This is a genomic window from Desulfomicrobium baculatum DSM 4028 (assembly GCF_000023225.1).
Taxonomy (GTDB): domain Bacteria; phylum Desulfobacterota; class Desulfovibrionia; order Desulfovibrionales; family Desulfomicrobiaceae; genus Desulfomicrobium; species Desulfomicrobium baculatum.
In genome coordinates this window covers 2,015,603-2,038,171 of record NC_013173.1, presented here as the reverse complement: position 1 = coordinate 2,038,171, position 22,569 = coordinate 2,015,603, and the positions used below count along the sequence as shown (strand labels likewise).

Below are 22,569 nucleotides of genomic sequence, written 5' to 3'. Positions count from 1 at the left end.
TTATTTTTTAATCACAAGGCGAGGGGTTGGCAAGACGCAAAAAGATGGGTCCCGCCCGGCGACCGGCGCCGGGCGGGGAATTGAATCAGAACAGCGACCCTTCGCACTCCAGGCTGCGCGCATAGATATGATTCGGATCGGCGAAACTTTCGAAAATCCGGGCCTGGGTTTCGACCATGTTCAGCATTTTGGAGATGGCCGGGGACTGTTGCGTGAAGAGGGCCTGGGCCGTCGAGAAAAAGGTCTGCAGCAGTTTTTCGTGGGACGATGGGGCGCGGCGCAACTCCTTGCTGTTGACCACGGTCAATCCCGCCAGGCTGGCGGCGGTCTTCAAGGCGTCGTCCAGATCGCCGAGTTGGTCGACCAGTTTGCGGCTGAGAGCCTCCTGTCCCAGGAAAACCCTGCCCTGGGCCGAGTTTTCGACGTCGGCCGCAGGCAGCCTGCGGCCGCTGGCCACGCGGTCGATGAAGAGGTCGTAGCCGAAGCGCAGCAAGTGCCCTATGGCCCTCTCGCTTTGGGCGGACAGGGGGCGCAGGGGGTTGCCGAGATCGGCAAGAGGGGTCGTGCCGATACCGTCGGTGGTGATGCCCAGGTTCATGGCCGTGTCTTCAAAAGTGGGGAAGGCCGCGAAAATGCCGATGGAGCCGGTCAGAGTGGTCGGCGCGGCCACGATGCGGTTGGCCCCGGCCGCGATCCAGTACGCTCCCGAGGCGGCCACGCTGCCCATGGAGACCACCACGGGCTTGCCCGCTTCCTGGGTACGGGCGATCTCGTGATGAATCTCCTCGGACGCGGCCGCGCTTCCGCCGGGGCTGTCCAGGCGCAGCACCACGGCCAGAACCGTCGGATCCTGCCGCGCCATCTGGAAAAGTTCGGCGATGGATTCGCTGCCGGTCATGTTTTCCGGCTGCTTGCCGGGCAGGATGGCCCCCCGGGCTCTGATGATGCCGATGACTTCCTTGCTCGCCGTCTGCCCGGAGGGCGACATGGCGAGATAGTCCTGAAAGTCGACCCGGTTCAGGTCTTCGACTTTCTTTCCGGTCTTGCCGGCCAGCAGCTGGTCGAACTGGGTGGATGTCTTGATTTCGTCAACCAGTTTCGCAGTTACGGCCAGGCGTGCGGCATCGCCGCCCACCGCAGCAAGTCTGGTGTCGATGTTCTCCACGTAGGACGTTATGTCGGAAGGGGAGACGCCCCGGTTTTTGGAAGCTTCATCAAGATAGGCCTGCCAGAGCCCGCCCAGCCATTCCCGTCCGGCCTCTTTTGCTTCTTCGGACATGGATTCGCGCACGAAAGGTTCCACGGCGGTCTTGTAGTCGCCGACGCGGAAGACGTGAAAATTGATGCGCGTCTTGTCCAGCAGGCCCTTGAAATAGGTCTGGTACATGCCGAATCCCGTGATCATCACCCCGCCCAGCGGATTGACCGAGATCGTGTCGGCATAGGACGCCAGCAGGTATTGTCCCTGGGTGTAGACCATGGAGTGGGCCAGCACGGGTTTGCCCGTTTCCTTGAAGTCCAGGATGGCCTTGCCGATGTCGAGAAGTTTGGTCGTGTCGCAGCCCTGCAGGTCCCGGGGGTCGATGACCATGGCCAGGATATTGGAGTCCGTGGCGGCTTTGCGGATGGCGTCGATGATGTCCTGGGTTTTGGTCTCATCGGCCTTGGCCGTCTCCCGGCCCATTTTCCTGAGCAGGGCTTCGGCCGGTTTCGGCGCGTTGCGCTGCTCGACCAGGGCTCCGGCCGGATTGACGACCAGCACCGAGTTCTGCCTTAGCGTCTCTTCCGTGTCGGTAAAAAAGACTCCGAAGAGTATGATGACCACCAGCAGGAAGAAGATGTTGGCAACGACGACTCTGGTGGTGCTCAAAACCTTCCACAGGATGCTCAGGATTGATTTTATGCGGTCGAGTATTTCCACGGAATGCACTCCTGTTAGGGTTGCAGGACCAGTTGGCCGTAGGCGGCCTGGCCAAGAGAGATGCAGGCGTCGTTGGGCGGCAGTTCCCGGTGGGTCAGCACGGTCAGCCCATGCGCGTGCAGTGCCCGGGGCAGCCCGGCGGCCAGGGTCAGATTCTGCATGACCCCTCCGCTCAAGGCCACCGTGCGGCAGGAGCACTTTTCGGCCAGGAGGACACAGAGCCTGGCCAGGCCGTCAATGAGACCCAGATGAAAGCGCCTGCTGATTTTTGCCGGGCATTCGCCGCCGAGCCACTCGGCGTGAACCTGCGCAAAAAGTTCCAGGGTATCAAGTTCCACAATCCCCTCATATTCAATTACAGAGCACGTATAAACACCTTTTTCATCCTTGTCTTGTATGGCTTCCAGTCGGATTGCCGCCTGACCCTCATAGGAGATGCGTCCACACAGGCCGAGCATGGCCGACACTGCATCGAAAAGTCGTCCGCAGCTGGAGGAGAGGGGCGAATTGATGCGGCGTTCCAGCACCTGCCCGACCACCTTGTCGGCGCCGGCGAAGTCCGCAAGCCACGGCCACGGCTTGTCCGCTGGAGCATGGATGTTCAGGGCATGCAGAAACGCCCGCGCCAGCCGCCAGGGTTCGCGCGTGGCCGCGTCCCCGCCGGGCAGCATGACCTGAGAAAAGCGGGCCAGCCTCTGGTGCCGGATTTTTTGCGTGTCGACCAGCAGGGCTTCTCCGCCCCACAGGGTGCCGTCGTCGCCCAGCCCCACTCCGTCCAGGGCCAGTCCGATGGCCGTCCCCATGTATTTGTTTTCGGCCAGGACCGCGTGGATGTGCGCAAAATGGTGCTGCAGCGGCAGGCAGGGCAGCCCGGACTCGCGGGCGAAGGCCGTGCTCAAAAAATCCGGGTGCAGGTCATGGACCACGGCCTGGGGCTGGACTTGCAGGATGTCCTGCAGATGGGCGCGGGTTTCGCGGAAAAAACCGTAGGCTTCGAGGTGCTCCAGGTCGCCGATATGTTGCGAAACAAAGGCTTGCCGCCCCTTGGTCAGGCAGAGGGTGTTCTTGAGCAGGGGGCCGACGCCGAGCACCACGGGGCCGTCCTGGGCCAGGTCGATGGGGGCGGGCGTGTAGCCGCGCGCCCGGCGGATGAACTGGGGCCTTTCGTCCACCACCCGCAGTACCGAATCGTCGCAGCGGATCAGGATGTCGCGGTTGTGCAGCAGAAAAGTGTCGGCAATGCTCCCCAGACGTTGCAGTGCCTCCCGATTGCCGAGGCAGATGGGCTCGGAGCTCAGATTGCCGGAGGTCATGACCAGGGCTGTGGGCCCTGCGCCGCAATGCGACAGTTCGTCGAAAAGCACATGGTGCAGGGGTGTATAGGGCAGCATCACGCCCAGATAGGCGGTGTCCGGGGAAAGTCCCGGCGCGAGGCCCCTGTCCGGGCGGGCCTGGGCGAGCACGATGGGCCTCTGCCTGCTTGTCAGCAGATCTCCTTCGGCCTCGCGTAGGGCGCAGAGGCTCCGGGCCGCGTCCAGGTCCCGGACCATGATGGCCAGCGGCTTGTCCTGTCTTTTTTTGCGGTCCCGCAGCCGTTGCACCGCCTCCTGGTCGCGGGCATTGCAGACGAGGTGGAAGCCTCCGAGCCCCTTCATGGCCACCAGTCCGCCATCCATAAGCAATCTGGCCGTGGCGCGGATGGCGTCGTCGTTTTCGCCCAAGGTCCGGCCGGTTCTGTCCGTCAACCACAGTTTCGGCCCGCACACGGGGCAGGCGTTGGGTTGGGCATGGAAGCGCCGGTCCAGCGGGTTTTCGTATTCTTCCAGGCAGTCCGGGCAGAGCGGGAAACAGCTCATGGACGTGCAGGCGCGGTCGTAGGGGATGGCGCGGGTGATGGTGTATCGCGGGCCGCAATTGGTGCAGTTGGTGAACGCGTAGCGGTATCTGCGGTTTTCGGGGTCGCGGATGTCCGCGATGCAGTCGTCGCAGGTGGCCACGTCCGGGCTGATGAGCACCTGGTGCCCATGCCCGCCCGTGCTTTTGAGTATTTGGAAGGCGTCCTCGCCGGGCAGAGGGTCGAGGGTTTCCCGGTCCCAGGTCACGATGCGGGCCAGAGGCGGGATGGTGGCCTGAAACGTGTCTTCGAAGAGGCCGAGCTGATCCGGCGCGCCCTGGACTTCGATGAGCACGCCTTCGGGGGTGTTCAGGACCCGTCCCGTGACCCTGGCGTGCAGGGCGGCCTTGTAGACGAAGGGCCGAAATCCTACTCCCTGCACTCCTCCGGTGATGATCCATTTCCAGCGTTGCATGAGCATGTGCGATGTCCTTGTTTGTTCAGATGCCTCGCCGGGTCAGCGTCTGAATCGTGCCAGCCACATGCGTTTGATGAGGCTTGTCAGCAGGATGTCCGGCCGAAACGACTCCGGTTTGAGCGACGCCGGGAGGATGAAGTCCGTGGCGTCGAAATCCTCGGGCCTGTGCAGGGGAAAGTCCAGGGCTGTTGCATCGGCTCCGGGCAGCTTCTCGCGCAGGCAGTGGTCCCAGATGGGGAAACGTTCCGGCCGTGCGCCCAAAACCATGCCCGCCGCCGTGTCCAGGGCCACGGGGCTCGCGCTTGCTCCCATGAAACCAAGCGCAAAGGCTTCGCCGGCTATGGGGCCGGTGCGATGCATGGCCTCCACCCCGTCCATGAGGCTGACCGTGGGTGGCAACACGTTCATGAGTCCGCAGATCATCGCAACGAAACGGTTCTTTTTGTCACCGTGCCGGGCGTGCAGCCAGGCCTTGCGTACGCCGGTCACGCATCCGAACAGGTTTTTCACTGCGCCGCTGAAGCGCATCTGCGAGTGGGCCTTGAATTTGGGGAGATTTAGGATCAGGTCCGCGTCCAGCGCGGCGGCAGAGACCTGGACCCGCACAGGTCCGCTCTTGATGCAGACCCCGCGGGCCAGCGTCACGACCTCGACTCCAAGGGGGCGCAGCAGTTCGGGCAGCCCGATGGCCTGGGCGATGGACTGGGCCGTGCCGAAGGCCGGGGAATCTCCGACGGTGACGCGGGCTCCGCGTTCGACGCAGTGCCTTGCGGCCGCGTCGATGACGGCGGGATGGGTACAGCACAGATGCGCGTTTCGCAGAGCCACGAAGTTGGGTTTGATGAGCAGACGCAAGCCGGAAATGTCCGGAAGCACGCTGTCGAGCAGATTCGGAATCATGCTTGCGGCATGGGTGTAGTCCGGCGTCTGCCTCAAAAAGACCTTAATCACCAAAAAACCGGTCCAGAGCCTTGGTAATGACGCGGATGTGGGCTTTTTCCTGCTCGGCCAGCAGCAGGTAGGTCTGGACCGCTTCGGTGTCGCGGTCACGTTTGGCCAGGCCCCGGTAAAGATCGTAGGCATAGTACTCGATCTCGCAGGCCAACTCCAGGAGCCGCAGCATGCGATCCTTGGGGTCTTTGCCCAGACGGGCCATCCAGGCGGAAATGGGCTTGCCGCCTTCCATGATCCGGCCGTCCAGGCGCTCGAATGTTTCATCGAAGCTGTCGGTGATGGATGCCGGGTTGTTCTTCTTCCAGTATGTGAAGATGCTGCGGGCATGAACCTCTTCCATGCCGCCAATATCTTCGATCATGTCGCCAAGTTCCGTGCCCTTGTACTCTTGAGCGAGATCGTTGTAGAAAAGCCAGGCCCCTTTTTCCATGTTCATGGCCCTGTAGAGGGTCTGGTTCAGGGCCATGTCCCGGGGAAAGAGCTCCAGATGCGGGATGTCTTTGAGGCCCTTGCCTTCCCAGCCGGCGATTCCGCCGACCAGATTGTAGATCGCGCCCTGCCGGGCCCCGGCGTCCTTGATCAGGGCTGCGGCGACGGATGACCTGCCGCCGGTGCGGCAATACAGGACCAGATTTTTTTCCCCGTCCAGCTCCGCGATGCGGTTTTCGATTTCCGGCAGCGGGATGAGCTGGGCACCGGGAATATGGACCTCTGCGAATTCCGAAGGCTGGCGGACGTCAATCAGAAGGTAGTCGCGCTCTCTGGTCTTGTTCTTGAATTCTTCCAGTTCATCGGGAAAGATATCGATCACTTGTCTGGTCATCATCCTGCCTCTTTATGTGCCGCGGTTGGCGTTAACCCTCCCTGTACGGCAAAGGCATTCACAAATCCAGACCCCTTGCCGGGCCGGGACCGGCGGGAAGCGCATGGCCCGCCCCACGTGCCCAGGGCCGCGAAATTGCCATTTGATTTTGTCATCATCCACGGTACATAAGCCGGGTTTTGGCACGCATGTCCTTATTTCTTTATTTTTTGGAGCAGAACATGATCATTCCAGTCATTCTTGCCGGGGGGTCCGGCACCAGATTGTGGCCTCTTTCGCGGAAACTGTACCCCAAGCAGCTGCTGCCGCTCATCGACGACCGGACCCTGGTCCAGAACACGCTTTTGCGCTTGCAAGGCCTGGACGAGGTTGCGGACCCGATCATCATCTGCAACGAAGAGCACCGTTTTATCATCGCCGAGCAGATGCGGGCCATGGGCGTGTCCCCGGCCGCGATCATTCTGGAGCCCGTCGGCAGAAACACTGCTCCGGCCGTGACTATCGCGGCTCTGCAGGCCTTGGTCGCCGACCCCGAGGCGGTTCTCCTCGTCCTGCCGGCGGACCATCTCATCGGTGATCCGGCGCAGTTTCACGAGGCAGTGCGTCAGGCCGTCGCGCATGCCGCCGCGGATCACCTGGTCACCTTCGGCATCGTTCCTTCGGCTCCCGAGACCGGGTACGGCTATATCCTGCAAGGACCGGCGCTTCCGGACTCGGCGGCCCGTGCCATCGAGCGTTTCGTGGAAAAGCCGGACCTGGCGACGGCCGAGGGCTATGTCGCCTCGGGGCAATATTTCTGGAACTCGGGCATGTTCGTGTTCAGGGCGCAGGCCGTGCTGTCCGAACTGGAACGATTCGCACCGGCCATCGTGGAGTCCTGCCGCAAGGCCCTGGCCCTGGCCGGGCGGGATCTGGACTTTCTGCGGCTGGACCGTGAGGCCTTTGCCGCCTGTCCCGAGGACTCCGTCGATTACGCGGTCATGGAGCAGACGGAACGGGGCGTGATGGTCCCCCTGTCCTGCGGCTGGAACGACCTGGGCTCCTGGGACGCCCTGTGGCAGGCCGGAGGCAAGGACGAGAGTGGCAACGTGACCAAAGGGGACGTGGTGCTCTGCGACGTTCACGATTCCTATCTGCACGCCGAGACGCGCCTTTTGGCCGCCGTGGGACTTGAGAACCACATCGTGGTCGAGACCTCCGACGCGGTGCTCATCTCCCCGCGCGACCGGGTGCAGGAAGTCAAGAAGATCGTGGACAAGCTTAAAGCCGAGAACCGCATCGAGGCCGTGTCTCATAAAAAGGTCTTCCGGCCCTGGGGCCACTACGAGTCCATAGGCGACGGCGCGCGCTATCAGGTCAAACGCATCGTGGTCACGTCGGGTCAGGTTTTGTCGCTGCAGAAGCATTTCCACCGCGCCGAGCACTGGGTCGTGGTCCAGGGCACCGCGGTGGTGACCCGGGACAGCGAGGAAATCCTGCTGCGCGAGAACGAATCCGTCTACCTGCCGCTCGGCGCAGTGCACCGTCTGGCCAATCCGGGCAAGATTCCGCTGGAGCTTATTGAAGTGCAGGTTGGAAGCTACCTCGGAGAAGATGATATCGTCCGCTTCGAAGATCTCTACGGCCGGTAAGGGGCTGGGAAGGTCCGATTGCTGCGTCGCCGCGAGAAAAAACGGAGCCTCATGTAGTCGGCTACACTTCGGCTCCGTTTTTTCTCGCGCTCCTTGCACTCGAACCTTCCCAGCCCCTTACCTCCAGGACCGTGGGCGGTTTTAAGGAAGAGATTTTGGTTCGGGTTGCGTATGAATCTGTGCGAATGGTGCGATTGCTGCGTTGCTGCGGCCAAAATGCAAGCCTCATGTAGTCGGCTACACTTCGGCTTGCATTTTGGCCTTGCGCCTTGCACTCGGACCTTCCCAGCCCCTTACCGTGAGGACCGTGGTCGGTTTTAAGGGGAAGATTTTGGCCTAGCGCCTTGCACTTGAACCTTTCCAGCCCCTTACCTTCAGGACCGTGGGCGGTTTAAGGAATACAGCTAATGAATATGGTTTGGGGAAAGAATCTGTTTTTGGGTCTTGTCCTTTGTCTGGGCGTTTTTTCTGCCGGGTGCTCCGATGGGCCGGCGGATTCTCCGGTTTCCAATGCCTCGGAACCGGCCAGGCCGGCTTACGTGGTCAATGTCCTGACCGAGGAGGTCAAGGCCGTCACCATGCGCGACATTCTGGTCCTGCCTGGGGAGACCGAGGCCCTGCATGATGTGCGCCTGGCCGCTCAGCGCGGCGGCGTCGTGGAGTGGGTCGGCGTGACCGAAGGGAGCGCCGTGCGCACGGGAGATCATGTCGCCCGCATCGACCTGTCGGCCTTGGGCGCCGCCCGTGATCGCGCGCGGGCGAACGTGCAGTTGGCCGACGATCAGCTGCGGCGCAGGCAAGCGCTTCATGCGCAGGGCGTTCTTGCCCGGGAGGAGCTGGATCAGGCCCGCAACGAGCTGACTTCGGCCAGGACGCGGCTGCGCGAGACCGAGGTTGAATACGAGTACGGCACGGTGGCCTCGACCCTGGAAGGCGTGGTCAACAAGGTCCATGTCGATCCCGGAGAATTCGTGGCCGAGGGTGGGCCTGTGGCGGATATCGTCAATGTGGCCACCATGCGCATCAACTTTTCCGTGCCTGAAGGCGACGTGCGTTTCCTGGCCAAAGGGCAAGAGGTCACGGTGCTTGTCGACACCTATCCCGAGGGGCGGTGGACAGGGACGATTGATTTCGTGGCCTGGAAGGCCGACTCCGCGACCCGTACCTTTCAGGTCAGGGTGGTGGTGGACAATGAGGGCGGTATGATCCGGCCCGGCATGATCGCGCGGGGCGCATTTCTGCGTCGTCTGATTGAGGGTGCCGTGACCGCGCCGCTCTTCACCGTGCAGGACAAGGGCGGGGAGCGGATCATTTTCGTGGAGCAGGGCGGAGTGGCCCGGGCGCGCACCGTAAAGCTCGGCATCATCGAAGGCGACCGCGTGCAGGTGCTGGAAGGACTGGCCGCCGGTGACAGGCTTATCGTGGCCGGGCACGCCGAGGTCGAGGACGGGACGCAGGTGAACGTGCGATGATCGTCAACGAAGCCGCGCAGCGTCGCCAACCGTTGGTCCTGGTCTCCCTGCTGCTGATCATCGTGGCGGGGCTGTACAGCTACGCCAATCTTCCGCGCGAGGCCGCACCCGACATCCAGATTCCCTACATCTTCGTGACCACGGACTACGAGGGCGTTGCGCCGGAGGACATGGAGAAGCTCATCACCGTCCCTCTGGAGCGCAAGCTAAAAGGCCTGGAGGGCGTGGAGGAACTGACCTCGCAGTCCGACGACGGCACGTCCACCATCGCCATCAAGTTTTTGCCCAGCGAGGACATCGACGATGCCCTGCAGAAGGTCCGCGACAAGGTCGATCAGGCCTCGGGCGACCTGCCGTCGGACCTTGAAGACGATCCGCTGGTCAGCGAGATGAATTTTTCCGACATGCCCATCATCCAGGTGGTCTTGTCCGGCCCTTTTAGCCTGAAGCGCCTCAAGGTCTTCGCCGAGGATCTGGAAGATCGTTTCGAGTCCATTTCCGGGGTGCTCGACGCCCGGATCATCGGAGGCCTTGAGCGCGAAATCCACGTCGAGTTCGACCTGGACCGCGTCGGCGCCTACAAGGTGCCCTTCGCAGCTATGCTGCAGTCGGTGGAGCGGGGTAACGTGAACATGCCCGGCGGCTCCATGGACATCGGCGACATGCGTTATCAGGTGCGTGTGCCCGAAGATTTTCGCAGTCCGGCGGAGATCGATTCCATCGTGGCCTTCGTGCGCGACGGCAAGCCCGTCTATCTGCGTGACGTGGCCGCCATTCGCGATCACTACAAGGATATTACGACGCTCAGCCGCCTGAACGGCGAGAACGCGGTGACTCTGCAGGTGATCAAGCGCAGCGGCGAGAACATCATCGACATCAACGACCGCGTTGCCGCCGTGGTGGAGGAGATGCGCCTTCTTCTGCCGCCCACGCTTACCATCAGCCTGACCGCGGACATGGCCGAGGACATCCGCAACATGGTCGCCGACCTGGAAAACAACATCCTGACCGGTCTCATACTGGTTCTGGGCGTGGTGCTCATTTTCATCGGTGGCCGCTCCGCCGTGTTCGTGTCCGTGGCCATCCCGGTGTCCATGCTCATCACCTTTGCGCTCCTGCGCCTGCTGGACATCACCCTGAACATGGTCGTTCTTTTTTCCCTCATTCTGGCGCTCGGCATGCTGGTCGACAATGGCATCGTCATCGTGGAGAATATCTACCGCCACATGCAGGAGGGCAAGGACCGCTTCCAGGCCGCCCTTGACGGGACCAGCGAAGTGGCCTGGCCGGTCATAACCTCGACCCTGACCACCGTTGGGGCGTTCTTTCCCATGATCTTCTGGCCCGGCATCATGGGCGGGTTCATGTCCTTTCTGCCCAAGACGGTCATTCTGGCGCTCGCGGGCTCCCTTTTTGTGGCCCTGGTGATCAACCCGGTCCTCTCCGCGCGTTACCAGACCGCCGCGCCCGCGCTCGCCGTTGACGGGAATGTCGTCCGGTCCAGGTCCAAGAGGGCCTACCTGTGGCTTTTGGAATGGGCCCTGAACCACCGGGCGCTGGTCCTCGGGGTTTGCGTGGTCATGTTGCTTGGCTCGGCCCTGGCCTTTGGCAAATTCGGCAAGGGCGTCGAGTTTTTTCCCGAAACCGAGCCCAAGCGGGCTTATGCCAACGTGAAGCTGCCCGTGGGCACCAATCTTGACGCCACGGATCGTTACATCCGGATCATCGAAGACGTCTGCTCCGAATATGCAGACGTGCGCTATGTCATCGGCAGCACCGGCGCGGCCACGGGGGGAGATTTCGGCGGCGGCGGAAGCGGCACGCATCTGGGCTCCGTGACCCTGGATTTCGTACCCATCGGCGAGCGCTCGCGACACTCCTCGGAGATTATCTCGGAGGTTCGGGACAGGCTCTCCGCGCTGATCACCGGCGCGGAGCTGCGCGTGGAGAAGGAAGACGAGGGACCGCCCACCGGCGACCCCGTCAGTCTGGAAATTTACGGCGACGACATGCAGGTGCTGGCCGGGATCGTGGAGCAGGTTCGCGCGCTCATGCGCGACATCCCCGGCATCGTCGACATGAAGGACAACCTGGTCACCGGAAAGCCGGAGATCCAGATTCGAGTGGACAAGGAGAAAACATCGCTCCTGGGCCTGGACACCTACACCGTGGCCTACACCGTGAAGGCCGCCATCAACGGGGCCAAGGTCGGGGTGTTTCGCGAGGGCAAGGACGAATACGATATCGTCGCCAAGCTGCCCCGCAAGGACAGGGAGTCGGTGGAGTCCCTGCGCCGCATCACAGTCTCCGGTCTGGACGGCGAGCCCGTGCCCCTGACCACCCTGGCCCGGGTGGATCTGGCCAGCGGCCTCGGGGCCATCAACCACAAGGATCAAAAGAGGGTGGTCACGGTCTCGTCCGATGTCAGCGGCAGGCTCGCCAACGACATCATCCGCGAGCTTGACGGCAAGCTGGGGGCCCTGGCCTGGCCGCGCGGGTACACCTACAGCTTTGCCGGTGAGCAGGAAGAGCAGCGCAAGGCCCAGGAATTCTTGAGCGAGGCCTTTGTCGCCGCCATTTTTCTCATCTTCATGGTGCTGGTGGCCCAGTTCAATTCCATGGTCACCCCGCTTATCGTGCTGACCTCGGTGGTGTTGTCCTTCATCGGGGTCTTCACGGGCCTGCTGATCACCGGCACGGCTTTCGGGATCATCATGACTGGCGTTGGCGTCATCTCCCTGGCCGGCGTGGTCGTCAACAACGCCATCGTGCTCATCGACTATTTCGAGCAGCTCAAGGCCAAAGGCATGCAGACGCGCGAGGCCCTGCTCGAGGCCGGGCTGACCCGTTTCCGCCCGGTGCTGCTCACGGCCGTGACCACCATCCTCGGTCTTTTGCCCATGGCCCTGGGGGTGAGCTTCGACTTTTTCAAGTGGAAGCTGATCACGGAGTCGGAGTCGGCGCAGTGGTGGGGACCCATGGCCGTGGCGGTCATCTTCGGGCTTCTTGTGGCCACTCTGCTGACTCTGGTCGTGGTGCCGGTGCTCTGCTCCCTGCAGGATGGCGGCAGGGCGTGGCTGACCCGGCGCCGGTCCGGCAAGGCCGGTGAGGCTGTCGCCAGGACGTGACGGCGCGCCGGAAGAGGGGGCTTGTGGACCTTGTCAATTCTGCCCCCCTCATCTATTCACTTCCCTGTTCATTTCGGTCCCGGCTTCTTTCTTTCACAAAACGCCCGCAAGGAGTGCCTCATGCTCTGGATTCATCCCCTGCTTCAACTCGCCGCCACCGCTTTGGCCCTCTACGTCCTGCACCTGGGCTGGCCCCGCTTTCAGGCCAACCATCTGGGCAGGAAAGGCAAGTTCATGTGGGCGGAGCATGTCCGGCTCGGCAAGTACGTGCACATCCTGTGGATGGCCGGGCTGGTCCTGGGCCTTTACGCCGTGGGCCAGGCATGGGGCCAGAACACGATTACCGGGGGCCACTACTGGATCGGCCAGTCCATGATGCCCTGCATCGCCGGGGGCTACGTCACGGGCGTGATCATGGACCGCAACCGGGCGAAGCGCCGCTACCTGCCGCTGGCGCATGCAGTTTTCAATATCGTGGCCTTGATCCTGGCCCTGGCGCAGGTGGTCACCGGAATCGCCGTCATCCGGGATTTCATGCTGGCTTGAGAACGATGATGACCGTCAAGCACAAGCGTCTCTTCATCGGGGGCGCTTTTTTTTACCCGGGCGTTTTGCTTTTATGCCGTCGCTGAATCCCCTGTTTTCCCTCCCCCTGAACGTAGGCTCCCGCAGCCTGCCCTCGCGCCTTGTGCTCGCGCCCATGGCCGGGCTGGGGCATGTGGCGTATCGCGAAGTGCTGGGCCGCTTCGGGGGTTTTGGGTTCATGGTCACGGAGATGTGCAACGCCCGCGCCGTGCCGCAGGAGAGCCGTCATCATTCCCCCGTGTTCCGCTGGCGCGACGAGGAGGCGGCAAGCCTGGTCTGCCAGATTTTCGGCGGGGAGCCTGAGGTCATGGCCGCGGCGGCCCGGCGCATCGAGGCCGAAGGGCTCATGGGCGTTGACATCAACATGGGCTGCTCCGTGGCCGCCATCTGCAAGAAGGGCTATGGGGCGGCGCTGCTCAAAGACCCCGAACGCGCCGTGGCCATGGTGCGGGCCGTGCGCCGGGCCGTGCGCTGCCCCGTCATGGTCAAGTTTCGCAGCGGCTGGGAAAATTCACCGGACCTGGCCGTGGATCTGGCCAGACGTTTCGAGGACGCGGGCGCGGACCTTTTGACCTTTCACCCGCGCATCGCCCCGGATCGCAGATCACGTCCGCCCAAATGGGCGCATATCCGGGCTGTGGTCGAGGCCGTGTCCATCCCCGTGCTTGGCAACGGCAACGCCTTTTGCGCCGCCGATTGTTTGAGGATGATGGAAGAGACGGGCTGCGACGGCGTGTCCATCGGGCGCATGGCCATCGCCCGGCCCTGGATTTTCGCCCAACTGGCGCATGGTTTCGAGCCGGACGAGGATATTTTCCTGCGCACCGCGCTGGAACTGATCGACGCCATCTGGAGGCATTTCGAGCAGGCTAGGGCCATCAAGATGTACAAGAAGTATCTTCCCTACCTGGCCGCCAATTTCGTCTATGGACACAGCCTGTGGCCTGAGCTGGCGCGCGGGACGACCCGGGAGGAGATGACGCACAACGCGGCGCGGATTCTGGGAAAAAGGCCTGCCGTCGCTTCCACCCCCAACGCCTTCCTGTTCACGTCCTGACATGGAAGAGCTGCTGCTTGAATACGGGCTGTACGGGCTTTTTGTCCTGTCCTTCCTGGCCGCCACGTTTCTGCCCGTGGCTTCAGAGGCCGCGCTGGGAGGGTTGATCCTGGCCGGCGCCGATCCGTATGCCTGCGTGGCGGTGGCCACGATCGGCAACACCGTGGGCGCCGTGACCACCTGGGGAGTGGGGCGGTGGGGCAGCGAACCGTTTCTGACCCGCCTGCTGGGTCTCTCCGCTGCGCAGCGGGAGCGGGCGGTGCGCATTTTCGCCCGTTACGGCTCGTGGAGTCTGCTGCTGGCCTGGACGCCCATAATCGGGGATCCGCTTTGCGCCGTGGCCGGTCTTTTCGGGCTGACTTTGAAACGCTTCATTCCTCCGGTACTGCTGGGCAAGCTGGCGCGGTATGCCGGACTTGCCTATCTTCTTTCCTGATATAATAATGGTTCCTGGAGGTTTTATGCTGATTCTGCATTCCCCCATGGACATGCATGTCCATCTGCGTCAGGGCGACATGCTGGCCCTGGTCGCGCCGCACACGGCCCGGGATTTCGCCGCCGCCGTGGTCATGCCCAACCTGACCCCGCCCGTGACCAGCCTCGCGCAGGTTTTGGACTATCGGCAGGAAATACTTCGCGTGACGGGAGAGTCCTTCACCCCGTTCATGACTCTTTTTTTTCGGGCCTACTCCAGGGAAGAACTGCTGGCCGCAAGGCCGCACATCATCGGACTCAAACTCTATCCCGCCGGAATGACGACCAACTCCGAGGACGGTCTGGCCGACATGAGACAGGCCAACGCGACTTTGGCCATCATGGAGGAGCTGGGCATTCCGCTGCTCATCCACGGTGAGGGCTGCGGGTTCGTCATGGACCGCGAAGCGGCGTTTCTGCCCGTGGTCCGGGAATGGGCAGGAGCATTTCCGCGCCTGCGTATCGTCCTCGAACACGTCACCACCGAGGCCGGGGTGAAGCTTTTGGACCGTTTCGAGAACCTTTTCGCCACCATCACCCTGCATCATCTGTTCATCACCCTCGACGATGTTCTCGGCGGACTGATGCGCCCGCATCTTTTTTGCAAGCCCGTGGCCAAGCGGCCCGAAGACCGCGACGCCCTGCGCCGGGCGGCCCTTGACCATCCCCAGGCGTTCTTCGGCAGCGACACGGCCCCGCATCCGGTCACGGCCAAGGAAGCGCCGGGCTGCGCTGCCGGAATCTTTTCCGCGCCCGTGGCCCTGCCCGCCCTGGCCGGACTCTTCGAGGAACTGGACGCCCTGGACAGACTGCAGGCCTTTGTCTCGGACCGGGCCTGCGCGGCCTATGGCCTGACTCCCATGGCCAGGGACGTGCGGCTTGAGCGGAGCGCCTGGACCGTGCCACAGAGCATCGGGTGCGTCGTGCCCTATCTGGCCGGACAGTCCCTGGACTGGCGGGTGGTGGACTGACATGTACGTGGCGGTGCTCAGGGAAGGGCGAAGCGTACGCTATGAACTGCGGCGCACGGTGCCCCGTACCGGCGGCCTCGGGTTCGAGACGCTGGCGGACCTGGGTCCGGATCCCGGGCGCGTGGTCCATTTCGGACGCTTCGGCATATCCTACGCCGAGAGCCTGCTTGAGCGCCTCGCCCATCTGGACCTCGACATGGACGCCCTGGACGAGGCCTTTGGCCCGTTCGCGCCTGCGGGTTTCATGGACCGTGCTTCCCGCGGCGGCGCGTGGCAGCGGACGGTGCCGACCCGCGCGCAGGAGGACGCCATCCGCCTCCTGCATCCTTTCGACCGCAGACGCATGGCCTACCTGCGTTCGGGCGAAGTCAACCTGAGCCGCATCGACGAGATAAGCCCCAAGCTTTTTCTGCGACTTTTGGGCAAGAGCCGCGACGAGCTGGAACAGCTTTTTTTGCGCATGGAGCGCTCCCTATCCGGTGACGAAGCGCGGCACTATGTCCACGCCTCGCTCAATCTGCAACGCCATTTCGCCAATCTCACGGCTCGGACCATGCCCGAAGCCCAGGACCAGAAGCAGCTGGACGAGGCGTTCATGCACGAATTCTGCCGCCTGCATGATGACGCCGCCTTCGGGTTCGGCCTGCCAGGCGGCGTCCACGCGTATCTGCGGCGCTACGCGTGCCTGCATTTTGATTTCTATTTTGCTACCGCGGGCGGTTTCGAGCGCATCTTTCAGGATTTCATGAACGACTTCCGCCGTCACCGACCGCGTCCCAAACCAGTGGCCCCGGAGCGTGTGCGTGAACTCTTCGGCATGGGCATGTCCGAGATCCGAAGCATGACTCGGCGCGAGTTCGCGCGCGTCTTCCGCAAGAAGGCCATGTCCATGCATCCGGACAAGGGCGGGGACCATGACGCCTTTGTGGAACTGCTTGAAACCTACAAGTGCATCGTGGCCTCAAAGCCCGAATAGACAGGCTTTTTTGCTCCTGCCGCGTCGGAAAGACATTCGATCAACCGATTTTTTCGCCTCCGTGTTTCGGCCTGCCGCGCCGTTTCCAAATTAATTCACGAAATTTCAAAATAATTGCGCTGTCGTACCTTCCAATCTGATGACAAGGATATAGGAAAGGAATATGAGCCGTCGCATCAGCGGACATGCGTTTTGTCCCGACTTCAAGGGCGGGCGCGCATGCAAGAATGCTGTCAGTAATATGTAATTATTTAAATATGTTGTTTTGGATAGGCGCGTTTTCATCACTTGAATACTTTTACGTGCGCAGAGGAAACCATGGACGTTGTCGAAATTGTCGCAACACAGCCTACAGAATTAGGCCCGGAGCTGGCCGAACCCCCCTCTTTATCCTCCCCTTCCGAAGACCTTGAGCTCAGCATCTGGGCCCATCGCAAAAATTTCATGAACACCCATTTTCCCGGGGCCGTGCAAAAGGACTGGGACAGCTGGCGCTGGCAGCTCAAGCACCGCGTGACGTCCGTTCAGGCCATGGCCGGGATTCTCGGGGTGGATGCGCCGGTGTTCGAGAAGAGCCGGCGCCGTCTGCCTGCCGCGGCCACGCCGTATTACCTGTGGGTCGCTTCCCGCAGCGAGGCTCTGCGCCGCTGCATCCTGCCCGATGTCCGAGAGACGCAGGTCCTGCCTTTCGAGACCTCCGATCCGCTCGGAGAGGAGGGGCACAGCCCCGTGCCGGGCATCGTGCACCGCTACCCGGACCGGGTGCTCTTTCTGGTCACGGAATTCTGTTCCACCTATTGCCGCTATTGCACGCGCTCCCGGCTGGTGGGCAAGGCCGGACACCGCTCCGACATGCGCAGCTGGCAGGTCGCCCTGGACTACATCCGCCAGCATGACGAGGTGCGCGACGTGCTCCTTTCCGGCGGCGACCCGTTGACCCTGCCGGCCATGAAGATCGAGTGGCTCCTGTCCCAGCTGCGCGCCATTCCCCATGTGGAGATCGTTCGCATCGGCTCCAAGGTTCCGGCCGTGCTGCCCCAGCGCATCACGCCCAATCTGGTGCGCATGCTGCGTCGCTACCATCCCTTGTTCATCAGCCTGCATTTCACCCATCCCGACGAGATCACCCCCGACACGGCCCTGGCCTGCAACCGCCTGGCCGACGGCGGCATCCCGCTCGGCAGCCAGACCGTGCTGCTTTCCGGCGTCAACGACGACGTGGAGACCATGAAGCGGCTCATGCACGGTCTGGTCCGCAACCGGGTTCGCCCATACTATATGTATCAGTGCGACCCGATTCCCGGGTCGAGCCATTTCCGCACTCCGGTGGACACCGGACTTTCCATCATCCAGGGGCTGCGCGGACATACCTCGGGCTACTGCATCCCGACCTATGTCATCGACGCTCCCGGCGGCGGGGGCAAGGTGCCTTTGCAGCCGGGCTATTTCCAGGGCCGCGACGAACAGGGCGTGGTGCTGCGCAATTACGAAGACCGGATTTTCCATTATCCCGATCAGCTCGGTTTGCGGGAGGCCCCGTGCTCGTTGGTATGACCTATGACCTGCAGCAGGAATATCTGGACAGGGGATACGGCAAGGACGAGGTGGCGGAGCTGGACAGCCCCGTCACCGTCGAGGCCATCCGGCAGGCGCTTGCATCCCAGGGCCACGAGGTGGAGCTGGTCGGCGGGGTGATGCCGCTCGCGCGTGCCCTGGCCGACGGCCGTCGTTGGGACATGGTCTTCAATTTCGCCGAGGGCATGCGCGGCCTGGCCCGCGAGGCCCAGGTCCCGGCCCTGCTCGACGCCTGGGACATTCCCTATACCTTTTCCGGACCCGAAGTACTGGCCCTGTCCCTGCACAAGGGCTGGACCAACGCGGTGCTGCGGGCGCACGGCGTGCCCACGGCCGATTTCAGGATCGTGAACAGCGTGGAGGAGGTGGACGCCATCGATCTGCCCTTTCCGCTCTTTGTCAAACCCGTGGCCGAAGGGTCCAGCAAGGGCGTGAGCGACAAGTCATTGGTCAAGGACCGGTGGGAATTGCGCGATATCTGCGCCCATGTCCTCAAAACTTTCCACCAGCCTGCGCTGGTGGAGACTTTTCTGCCGGGCCGGGAGTTCACCGTGGGCATTTTGGGCAGCGGCCCGCAGTGCCGCGTGCTTGGGGTCATGGAGGTGCTTGCCACGGCCCGGGGCGACGCCTGCGCCTACACCTACGCCAACAAGCAGGAGTGGCGGGAGCGGGCGCTCTACGAACTGGCCGGCGACGACCGGGCCGCGCAGGCCGCCGAAGTGGCCCGCGCCGCCTGGCAGGCCCTGGGATGTCTGGACGCGGGGCGGATCGACGTGCGTCTGGACGCGCAGGGTCAGCCCCGTTTCATCGAGGTCAACCCGCTGGCCGGGCTCAATCCGGAGAGTTCGGATCTGCCCATTCTCTGCGGCAAGATCGGGCTGGGTTACGACGAGCTGATCGCGTCCATCATGGACTCGGCCATGGCCAGGGCCGGGAAGCGGCATGGGAACCGTTCATGACGGGTTTGCATGTGGCCGTGGTTCGTGAAAGCATCCCCGACGCCGCCTCTCCCGACGCCCTCGACACGGTGGCGCAGGCCCGCAGCGTGCGGGAGAGCCTGGCCCGGTGTGGCTGGCGCACGTCGGAGCACGTTCTCGGCTCCGACCCGTCGGCCCTGGAGACCAGCCTTGCGCATCGCAGGCCAAACGTCATCTTCAACCTGGTCGAGTCCTGCCACGGGCTGGCCAGCCTGGCCTGTCTGGCTCCGGCACTTTTTCGCAAGGCCGGTTTTCCCTTTACCGGCGCGGACGAGGGCAGCATGGCCCTGGCCGGAGACAAGGCCTTGGCCAGACGCCTGCTGCATGCGGCCGGTCTGCCCGTTCCTCCCGGAGTGACCATGGGAGAGCTGCAACGGGGTGTTTTCCCCGGCCCCGGTACCTATATAATCAAAGCGAGGTTCGAGGACGCGTCCCTGGGGCTGGGTCCGGACTGCGTCGTGGATGTGCGGGAAGGTGCGGAATTACTGGCGGCCATGCGGGAATTCGCGCCGCGCATGGGCGGCGACTGCGTGGCCGAGGGGTATGTGCGAGGACGGGAATTCAATCTGGCCCTCTTGGCCGAGCCTGGCGGTGGAGTGCGCGACCTGCCTTTGGCCGAGATGGTTTTCGATTCCGCGATGCCCGGGCCGGCCATCCTGCATTATGCGGCCAAGTGGGACCAGGGCAGCGCGGACTACGCCGCCTCGGTTCGCAGTTTCGATCTGGACGGGGAAGAGGATCTGGTCTTGGAAATGAAACGGATCGGTCGTGCCTGCTGGGAGCTTTTCAACCTGGCCGGGTATGCGCGAATTGACTTTCGGGTCGCGGGTCCGGGCCAAATCTACGTCATCGACGTCAATCCGAACCCCTGCATTACGCCGGACGCGGGTTTCGCGGCCGCAGCCCAGCGCGCGGGTCTGGACCACGCGGCGCTGGTCCAAGAGATCGTGTTCGATGCCTTGGAACGTTCGGGAAAAACGCAGGAAGGACGCCATGTCTGAAATACTCTTCCGGGACCGGGTGCGTGAAGATGATCGTCTGGCCGTACGCGAGATCGTGACCTCCACGGCGTTTTTTTCAGGGGCGGAAGTGGATGTGGCGGAAGAACTGGTGGCCGAGCATTTGGCCAAAGGGGAGGAGAGCGGGTATCTCTTCGTCTTCGCCGACTCCCCGCAAGGCCGCAGCCTGGGCTACGCCTGCTACGGACCCACGCCATGCACCGCCTGTACCTTTGATCTCTATTGGGTGGCGGTGCACGAATCCATGCGCGGACGGGGACTGGGGAAATTGCTGCTTGTTGAAGTGGAGGACAGGCTGAAGGGCATGGGCGGCGGCAAGCTCATCGCTGAAACATCGTCCAGGCAGCAGTATGCGCCGACGCACCGATTCTATCTGTCCTGCGGGTTTAAGCAGGAAGCCCGCATTGGCGACTATTACGCCCCCGGCGAGGACATCCTGTATTTCACCAAGAAGATAGGCCGCGATCAGGCCTGGGACTGACTTTCGTCGTCGAGCATGGCCAGGACCATCTCTTTTTCGACGTTCATGCGGTTTTTCACGCTGGCCTGCACGCTGGCCGTGGAAGAGCCGAACTGCGACTTGCGGTTGTCGTAGACCGTGTCGATGAGTTTTTGCGCAAATTCGTGTTCGGACTGGTCAGTGCCTAAGGATTTGATGGCCCGGCTGAATATTCTGGCCGCTCCAGCCGGTCCGTGTTGCACCGAGGTGCTCCACAGGGCTTCACGGGCAGCTGCGGGCATGGTGTCCATGTCCACGCCGGTTCTTGCCAAAATCTTGTCACGCGCGGGGGCGTAGTGGGTCGCTTCGATGAAATCCCGTTGCAGTTGGCCGAATTTTTCCGGGTCCTCGGCCGCGATGCTCCGCCAGGCATCGGGCATGCGCCCTTTGGTCGAGCCCGTGTCCGCAGGTCCGGCGGCTTTGAGTTTTCCGGCCCATGCGGGCTCTTTTTCGCGCAGGAATTCGATGAAGCCTTTCATGGTCCCGGGCTTGGACGCGATCTGGTAGGTACCATAGGAGGTGCCGCCATTCCTGTCGTATCCGATGGCGTTCACGCCCTCGGTGCCGGACTCGAAGGTCGAGGACAGGGCGCCGATGGCGGGTTGCTTGCCGGTGCCGCTTCCGCTCCGGATACCCGCCTGTTCATGCCTCATGATCGCGGCCAATCCATGCAGGGCGTCCTGCATGAGGGAGTTTTCCATGGAGCTTCCCCCCATGCTCGAACTCAAGGCGTTTATGTCCCTGCTTCCCAGAGCCTGGCGCATGTGGCTTTGAAATCCGCCGGCCAGCGCGGCTTTATGGCTCTTGCGGTCGGGGGTGGTGCCCATGAGGGTCATCAGTTGGATGGGATCAAGAAGGCTCATGTAACGTCTCCGTGTCAAAATCATGTCGCTGCCAAGGCTTCAGTCCGGTCTTAGCAGATTTCGGGCCAGCCCTGGCTGCCAGCGGCATGCCGCGGGACGGTCGGCATGGCCAGACCTGGACCGGGAATTTTGTTCCGGTGTTTTTTTGTGGTGTCGATTTCGGCAGAGCGACTGCCGGCAAACCTCTTGAGTGAGATTTTATGCACCTGAGATCTTTTGAGTATTTTCGTGCAGTGTCCATTGTTCTGATAGTCATCGGCCACTCCTACGGTATCTCCGGCTGGTGGATCGACAGCTTTGGCGAACGGGTGCTGGCTAATCTCATTTCGGGTGGGACATCGCTGTTTGTGTTCATTTCCGGATTTCTTTTTCATCATGTTTTCTATCCAAAATTTGTCTACCGTAAGTTTTTGGAAAAGAAGTTCAGGAACGTATACATTCCATATCTTATTTTGTCGGCGCTTCCCATAGTGCTGGCTTTGATTCTCAAAGAGCCTTTTCCTGAATTTTACTTTGGGCCGGGCGATTCTTTCTATGACAAAATTATTCGTCCCATTTTTCTTTATTATTGGTATGGCGGTGTGATGGTTTACTGGTATATACCGTTCATAATGGCCATGTTTGTCATATCTCCAGTTTTTATATTTTTTATAAAAATGACTACGAGATATAAAATATATGTATTGATATTTATGTCGATCATATCAATTTTTATGCATAGGCCAATTAATAATTGGTCAATATTGCAGTCCGTAATATATTTTTCTCCAGTTTATATGTTTGGAATATTGTGTTCCATTGAGCGAGATTATATATATGAAAAATTCAAAGGAAAGGATTTTCATCTTTTAGGATGTGTTTTGTTCCTGGCGATAGTGCAGGCTTTGTTTTTTGATGCGTCCGGAAATTTGCAGAAAAATCCATTCGATTTTAACTGGATAGATATAGCTTATATACAAAAGCAGATTTTGTGTGTTTATTTCATGGTGTTCTTGCATAAGTACGAGCACATCGACAGCCCTCTTCTGAAGACCCTGGCTGCATCAAGTTTTGCCATCTACTTTTTGCACGGTTGGATTATCTATCTCATCTCGACGGTCCAGTCCTATTACAAGCCTTTTTACGGGGTGCACCTCTTGCCCATTCTGTCCCCTTTGGTCATTTGGGCTTCCTATGCCGTCGCCAAGAGAGTGAAGAAAGCTTTTCCCGAAAAAAGCAGAATGATCATAGGCTGGTAGCGGACTGGTCGTTCTGCGCGTCCGGTCGCGCGGGATTTGTTCGCCCCAAGGTGCTCAGAGATGGGCGCACTTTTCTTCCCTTTTTCATTTCAGC

General features: G+C 61.7%; 18 protein-coding genes. 13 read left to right on the top strand and 5 right to left on the bottom strand.

The genetic code is table 11. From position 1 onward, the window contains the following. Nucleotides 1–85: 85 nt before the first annotated feature. Genes sppA through DBAC_RS08950 form a run of 4 tightly spaced genes read right to left on the bottom strand, consistent with a single transcriptional unit; the run spans nt 86 to nt 6,013 of the window. Nucleotides 86–1,921, bottom strand: a complete 1,836-nt coding sequence (sppA, locus tag DBAC_RS08965) for a signal peptide peptidase SppA (RefSeq protein WP_015773970.1) — start codon at nt 1,919–1,921, stop codon at nt 86–88. Between the two features lie 14 nt (nt 1,922–1,935). Then, entirely contained in the window at nt 1,936–4,236 is a 2,301-nt protein-coding gene (gene hypF, locus DBAC_RS08960; protein WP_015773969.1) for a carbamoyltransferase HypF, read from the bottom strand. Nucleotides 4,237–4,272: 36 nt separating this feature from the next. Further along, the gene (locus tag DBAC_RS08955) at nt 4,273–5,184 is read right to left on the bottom strand and encodes a DUF362 domain-containing protein (protein ID WP_015773968.1); all 912 of its coding nucleotides are present in this window, start codon (nt 5,182–5,184) and stop codon (nt 4,273–4,275) included. Continuing rightward, a complete protein-coding gene (locus DBAC_RS08950; protein WP_043810761.1) occupies nt 5,177–6,013 on the bottom strand; it encodes a rhodanese-like domain-containing protein in 837 nt (278 codons plus the stop codon). Before DBAC_RS08950 ends, DBAC_RS08955 begins: the two co-directional genes overlap by 8 nt. 218 nt (nt 6,014–6,231) lie before the next feature. Between DBAC_RS08950 and DBAC_RS08945 the strand changes: the two genes are divergently transcribed. The 12 genes from DBAC_RS08945 (at nt 6,232) to DBAC_RS08890 (ending at nt 20,356) form a co-directional block, all read left to right on the top strand. Then, nucleotides 6,232–7,641 carry a mannose-1-phosphate guanylyltransferase/mannose-6-phosphate isomerase gene (locus DBAC_RS08945; RefSeq protein WP_015773966.1) on the top strand — a complete coding sequence of 470 codons (1,410 nt, stop codon included), beginning with the start codon at nt 6,232–6,234 and terminating at the stop codon, nt 7,639–7,641. A gap of 407 nt (nt 7,642–8,048) precedes the next feature. Further along, nucleotides 8,049–9,113, top strand: a complete 1,065-nt coding sequence (locus tag DBAC_RS08940; protein ID WP_015773965.1) for an efflux RND transporter periplasmic adaptor subunit — start codon at nt 8,049–8,051, stop codon at nt 9,111–9,113. Further along, complete coding sequence (locus tag DBAC_RS08935; RefSeq protein WP_015773964.1) at nt 9,110–12,241, top strand: efflux RND transporter permease subunit; 3,132 nt, start codon at nt 9,110–9,112, stop codon at nt 12,239–12,241. The genes DBAC_RS08940 and DBAC_RS08935 overlap by 4 nt, the downstream gene beginning before the upstream one ends. A 120-nt stretch (nt 12,242–12,361) precedes the next feature. Beyond that, on the top strand, nt 12,362–12,787 hold the full coding sequence (locus DBAC_RS08930) for a DUF4079 family protein (RefSeq protein WP_015773963.1): 426 nt from the start codon (nt 12,362–12,364) through the stop codon (nt 12,785–12,787). Between the two features lie 73 nt (nt 12,788–12,860). After that, nucleotides 12,861–13,883 carry a tRNA dihydrouridine synthase gene (locus DBAC_RS08925; protein ID WP_015773962.1) on the top strand — a complete coding sequence of 341 codons (1,023 nt, stop codon included), beginning with the start codon at nt 12,861–12,863 and terminating at the stop codon, nt 13,881–13,883. 1 nt (nt 13,884) lies between these two features. Next, on the top strand, nt 13,885–14,319 hold the full coding sequence (locus DBAC_RS08920; protein ID WP_015773961.1) for a YqaA family protein: 435 nt from the start codon (nt 13,885–13,887) through the stop codon (nt 14,317–14,319). Beyond that, on the top strand, nt 14,291–15,328 hold the full coding sequence (gene pyrC / locus DBAC_RS08915; protein WP_323740350.1) for a dihydroorotase: 1,038 nt from the start codon (nt 14,291–14,293) through the stop codon (nt 15,326–15,328). Before DBAC_RS08920 ends, pyrC begins: the two co-directional genes overlap by 29 nt. Before the next feature lies 1 nt (nt 15,329). Further along, nucleotides 15,330–16,304, top strand: coding sequence for a hypothetical protein (locus tag DBAC_RS08910; protein WP_015773959.1), 975 nt, complete (start codon nt 15,330–15,332; stop codon nt 16,302–16,304). 318 nt (nt 16,305–16,622) lie between these two features. After that, a complete protein-coding gene (locus DBAC_RS08905) occupies nt 16,623–17,858 on the top strand; it encodes a KamA family radical SAM protein (protein WP_015773958.1) in 1,236 nt (411 codons plus the stop codon). Next, entirely contained in the window at nt 17,843–18,838 is a 996-nt protein-coding gene (locus tag DBAC_RS08900; RefSeq protein ID WP_015773957.1) for a D-alanine--D-alanine ligase family protein, read from the top strand. The genes DBAC_RS08905 and DBAC_RS08900 overlap by 16 nt, the downstream gene beginning before the upstream one ends. Next, the gene (locus DBAC_RS08895) at nt 18,835–19,857 is read left to right on the top strand and encodes a D-alanine--D-alanine ligase family protein (RefSeq protein ID WP_015773956.1); all 1,023 of its coding nucleotides are present in this window, start codon (nt 18,835–18,837) and stop codon (nt 19,855–19,857) included. Before DBAC_RS08900 ends, DBAC_RS08895 begins: the two co-directional genes overlap by 4 nt. Then, complete coding sequence (locus DBAC_RS08890) at nt 19,850–20,356, top strand: GNAT family N-acetyltransferase (RefSeq protein WP_015773955.1); 507 nt, start codon at nt 19,850–19,852, stop codon at nt 20,354–20,356. Before DBAC_RS08895 ends, DBAC_RS08890 begins: the two co-directional genes overlap by 8 nt. Here DBAC_RS08890 and DBAC_RS08885 read toward each other — a convergent pair. Further along, a complete protein-coding gene (locus DBAC_RS08885) occupies nt 20,341–21,237 on the bottom strand; it encodes a VgrG-related protein (protein ID WP_015773954.1) in 897 nt (298 codons plus the stop codon). The two genes, DBAC_RS08890 and DBAC_RS08885, sit on opposite strands and share 16 nt — an antisense overlap. Nucleotides 21,238–21,437: 200 nt before the next feature. On the opposite strand from DBAC_RS08885, the gene DBAC_RS08880 reads away from it, so the two are divergent. Beyond that, complete coding sequence (locus DBAC_RS08880) at nt 21,438–22,475, top strand: acyltransferase family protein (protein WP_015773953.1); 1,038 nt, start codon at nt 21,438–21,440, stop codon at nt 22,473–22,475. Nucleotides 22,476–22,569 lie beyond the last annotated feature (94 nt).